Origin of the sequence: Vibrio sp. (genome assembly GCF_038138445.1) — a bacterium.
Taxonomy (GTDB): Bacteria; Pseudomonadota; Gammaproteobacteria; order Enterobacterales; family Vibrionaceae; genus Vibrio.
This window is the reverse complement of the sequence record NZ_JAYQDQ010000160.1, coordinates 1-3,837: the sequence shown is the minus strand read 5'-3', so window position 1 is coordinate 3,837 and position 3,837 is coordinate 1. Positions and strand designations below refer to the sequence as shown.

Below are 3,837 nucleotides of genomic sequence, written 5' to 3'. Positions count from 1 at the left end.
ACAATACCGAATTTAAAAGGAAATGATTAGATGGGGTTTACCGCCAGCTTACAATTAATCGAAAAACTATTGCAAGCCAACCCAGGTCTGACTGTTTTTAAAGAGTTCACATGGACTGGAAACATAACCATGAAAAATGCGGATAGAATACAAAGTTATGTGAATACATTTAAATAGTATCTAATTGGGGTTTTAAGCCAGAACCCCAGCTTTGTCAGTTTGTTAGATTACTCTCAATTGAGTAACTTTGTCCCATCCGCTCTGCAATCAACCCATCACAAATCCGGTGCGAGGACTGGGCCTAGTGTCCAGCTGATGGCATTGCCTTTAAGTTCTCTTATTGGTGTGATGTGATTTGTATCATCGGTAAGCTGATAGCCTTTGCTAATTAACGTATATTGATAAGCGGCATTAAAGCAGCCAGCGTATAGATGGGGGGTAAGTTTATAATCTGTCTTACCTTGCTCTACCTCTTCCCATTGCTGGGAACAGAAATGTTTACCGGTTTCCTTGAGTTTACTCAGACTAAAAGAGTCATTTATCCCCAGTTCATCGCTATTAAAAAAGAAACCGCTGATCGCATATAAATCTGAGCCTGTTCCTAGCTGTGTGCTCTTGGTATTAACGCTCTGAACATCATTGATAAGCGGCTCAACTTTTTCTGCGCATTCCCCAAATTCTCCAGTACCCAGTTGATCATTGGTCAAAGGGTAATCTTTGGGAAAACATGCCGCTTGATTGAGATATTGACTAATTGCCAAATTTTGACCCAAACCAAGATAGCTGGTTGAAGAAAGAGTGAAATTTAGATTTCCTACATTGACATTAAAAAGCTCATCGCCTGTGTTCGTTTCAAAGGTGATTTGGGTTGAAGCTCCTCCAAGATCCATAATGCCTGTTGTTTTTTGGCTATTAAAAAAAGCTCCATTAAAGTAATTGGCGGTGAGCCAAGCATATGCACCTTCTGTTTGCCCTGTGATTGTTTTAACTTTGATATCCGCATCAGGGAAGCGCTTAGCCAGTGCATCTTTGACTCTTTGATTAACCAAGTTTCTCTCCGTCGCTGAAATAGTTCGCATACCAGCGGTAGAATAAAAGTACAGGTGATCTGGAGTCGTTTTGGTTTCCGCAAATAGGCGATCAATATAAGTGTCTAAGTCTGTTTCCTTGACAGTTTGTATACCACCTTTGATTTCTTTATGTTGAATTTGTTCATCAATCACAGGTAGCCCGTGTTCAGATGAAATGTCGTGGTGGTATTGATATTCGAATAATCTCGAGCCTGAGCTGCCTGCATCAATGACAAACGCAGTGTCTGCTAGAACGGATGACGATACTAATATTGCAGCTAAACAATATAAATTTTTTACGTTCATTAAAATGCCTATTACTGAACTTTAACTACCTTGGAGCAAGGTATTACCTGTATAACTATGATTTATTTTTATAAAACCAACCCCATATTATAATTTCCACCATGGGTCGTTAAATATAGACATTTGGTCAGACCAGAAATAAAAAATTTCATATCAGTGTTTGTCATATAAAAAAGCATGTTCACTCACTGACATATTTTGCTAGTAAATACCATAGACTTTGGTTTTGTCACTTACGCGTTTTGTACGCTCTATCGTCGTTTTGATTGGTTATCGTTTGGCAGTTTTCTCAATTGCAAATTAAGGATAATCCCGTGCCTAACGACTCTAAAGTGCTTGTGCCTTACAACGTTCTGAACACCTCTTCCGATCAAGTGACTCCGCTTCTTTATGCTGGCTCTGGCCTAACATCGATTGAAACCAACCGCGCGTCGGCTCAACGTATGGACAAGTCACAAGCACCGCTTTTAGAAGCTATGGATAAGCAGGCAGCGCCAGCTTCTAAAGAGCGGCTTATCACAACATTGAAGGCTGGTGATGACCACCTTGAGTTGGTCTGGCAAGCGTGGCAAGACAAATACGAGCAAGCCAAAACCTTTATTGAGCAGGGGTACAATGAGAAAGACATTGATATTCAGCGCGATTTAATCACAGAGCTTAAACAGGCCAAGGATGAAATCATCAAGATACCCGCAGAGTTGTCGTCACCAGTTGATGCCATGATAAGTGACGCCAATAGTAAGTCGAAAGGCTGGATTGATGAGTTGGCCGAATCTGATAGGGCTAATGCGTATCAGCTTGCAAGGCACATCGATGGCAGCTTGAAGGCAGTTACTGAGGCGCTAAAAGCCTTTAAACATGACCAAAATCTAGATCTGGATTCTTGGAAAGAGAGAGTTTCTGCGGGATACAAACAAAAACATGGCCTGACTCAAGACACGGATAACCTGCGTCGTCATATGACACTGCGCAGGCACGCTGTAAGAAATCGTCTTCAAGACGTACGTCATGAGCTGGAGTCGAGTAAGAACAAGATACAGCGCAAGGGTTGGCGAAACACCTTCAAACGTGAAGCGGAGGTCAAAGCTTATTTTGAACAAGTGATAAATGCGCTTGAGGTGGTGATTAACCATCTTAAGGGCAAGCAAAAACAGTTTGATCCGAGTTTTAAAGACAGCGCGGCTTCACTGTTTGTCTCCAAAGCGGGTCAGAGCAAAGAAGAAAAACGTCAGCGTGGAGAGCATGAACAAGACAAGGAAAGTAACAACATTAACCTTGCCGATTTAGAAGTGGCCATGGGTGAGCAGATCCTCAAGTTTGAGCATGCAGCGGTTAAGGCGGGTAAAGCGACCAAAAGCACGGTGGCCAAAATGGGCGATGGAGCCAAAAACAAAATGGCCAAAGTGGCGATGCAAGTGGCCCGTACTCCAACCTATGTGGCACCAACCGCCTTGCACTTATTGCATAAAGCGCGATCACCCATGGCTAAGGGAGTAAACAAAGCTCTTAACCATAATCTCTCGGATGAAGATCAAATTATTCGCTCGATTGTACGCAGCTTGTGTTGGAGTCTTATCCAACCAGCGTTTCGCATGCAGTATGACTATGCGCCTTTGCTCGGCGCGGCACAATCACTGGCCAAGAGCAAACACAGTAATGCCGACAGTGCTGATGTATTGGAAACTGTCACTGAAGGTAGTGCTGTGACCTCGGGCATCAACAAAGCGGTGAGCGCTCAATCTGAAGAGGTTTCAGGTGAGGCAGAAAAATCTCGCCAAGAAGCGCTTGAGCCAAGCCTGAAGAAAGCGCAGCAAGCATCAGAGTCACTGCTGGCGCAAGTGTCACTCGGCGGTAACGGGGCGCTAAGAGAGGTGCTTAATCATTATCCGCTTAGCGACTTAGCCAAGCTCTCTGAGCAGCTCCAAAGCCTATCACTTAGTGAGGAAACACCTGAGACCAAGATCCACCCTTCACTTGGCAAAGACGTACAAACATTGAAGAGCCTGTTGGCGCAAGCGCCTTCGAATCGCGACGCCGTTTTGAACCAAGTGTCAGACTCGGAGCGTCGGCGTTTGGTGAATATCTTAGCCACCATCAAAGACATGGGTTTGTCTGAGCAACGATTTAAAGACACCGTGGCGTATTTCCTTGGTATTGGTCAAGAAGTCTTATCCGAGCAAGGACAGGAAAGTCTTGGCAAAATTGTGGTAAAAATTGAAGATGCGCTGCGTAAAGGGGAAGCGTACCAAAAACTCAGAGTGCAGGCATTGAGGCTACGCGCCCGCGCGACAAAAGCATCAGACTATCAAGACAGCAGCCTAGATAGCATCATACACAAAGCACGCTTTGCTGGGTTGGTGGCACGAGATGCGTACGATGAACTGGATTCACTGGCCCTTAAACATATGTAAGCTGGCGGTAAACCCCATCTAATCATTTCCTTTTAAATTCGGTATTGTCT

General features: G+C 44.1%; 3 protein-coding genes. 2 read left to right on the top strand and 1 reads right to left on the bottom strand.

Going from position 1 to position 3,837, the window contains the following annotated elements; all coding sequences use genetic code 11:
- The first annotated feature begins 30 nt into the window (after positions 1-30).
- Positions 31-177, top strand: coding sequence for a hypothetical protein (locus AAFM34_RS20540; RefSeq protein WP_341666071.1), 147 nt, complete (start codon positions 31-33; stop codon positions 175-177).
- Between the two features lie 98 nt (positions 178-275).
- Here AAFM34_RS20540 and AAFM34_RS20535 read toward each other — a convergent pair whose 3' ends face one another.
- Complete coding sequence (locus tag AAFM34_RS20535; protein WP_341666069.1) at positions 276-1,376, bottom strand: hypothetical protein; 1,101 nt, start codon at positions 1,374-1,376, stop codon at positions 276-278.
- Positions 1,377-1,690: 314 nt separating this feature from the next.
- On the opposite strand from AAFM34_RS20535, the gene AAFM34_RS20530 reads away from it, so the two are divergent.
- On the top strand, positions 1,691-3,787 hold the full coding sequence (locus AAFM34_RS20530; RefSeq protein ID WP_341666067.1) for a hypothetical protein: 2,097 nt from the start codon (positions 1,691-1,693) through the stop codon (positions 3,785-3,787).
- Positions 3,788-3,837: the final 50 nt, after the last annotated feature.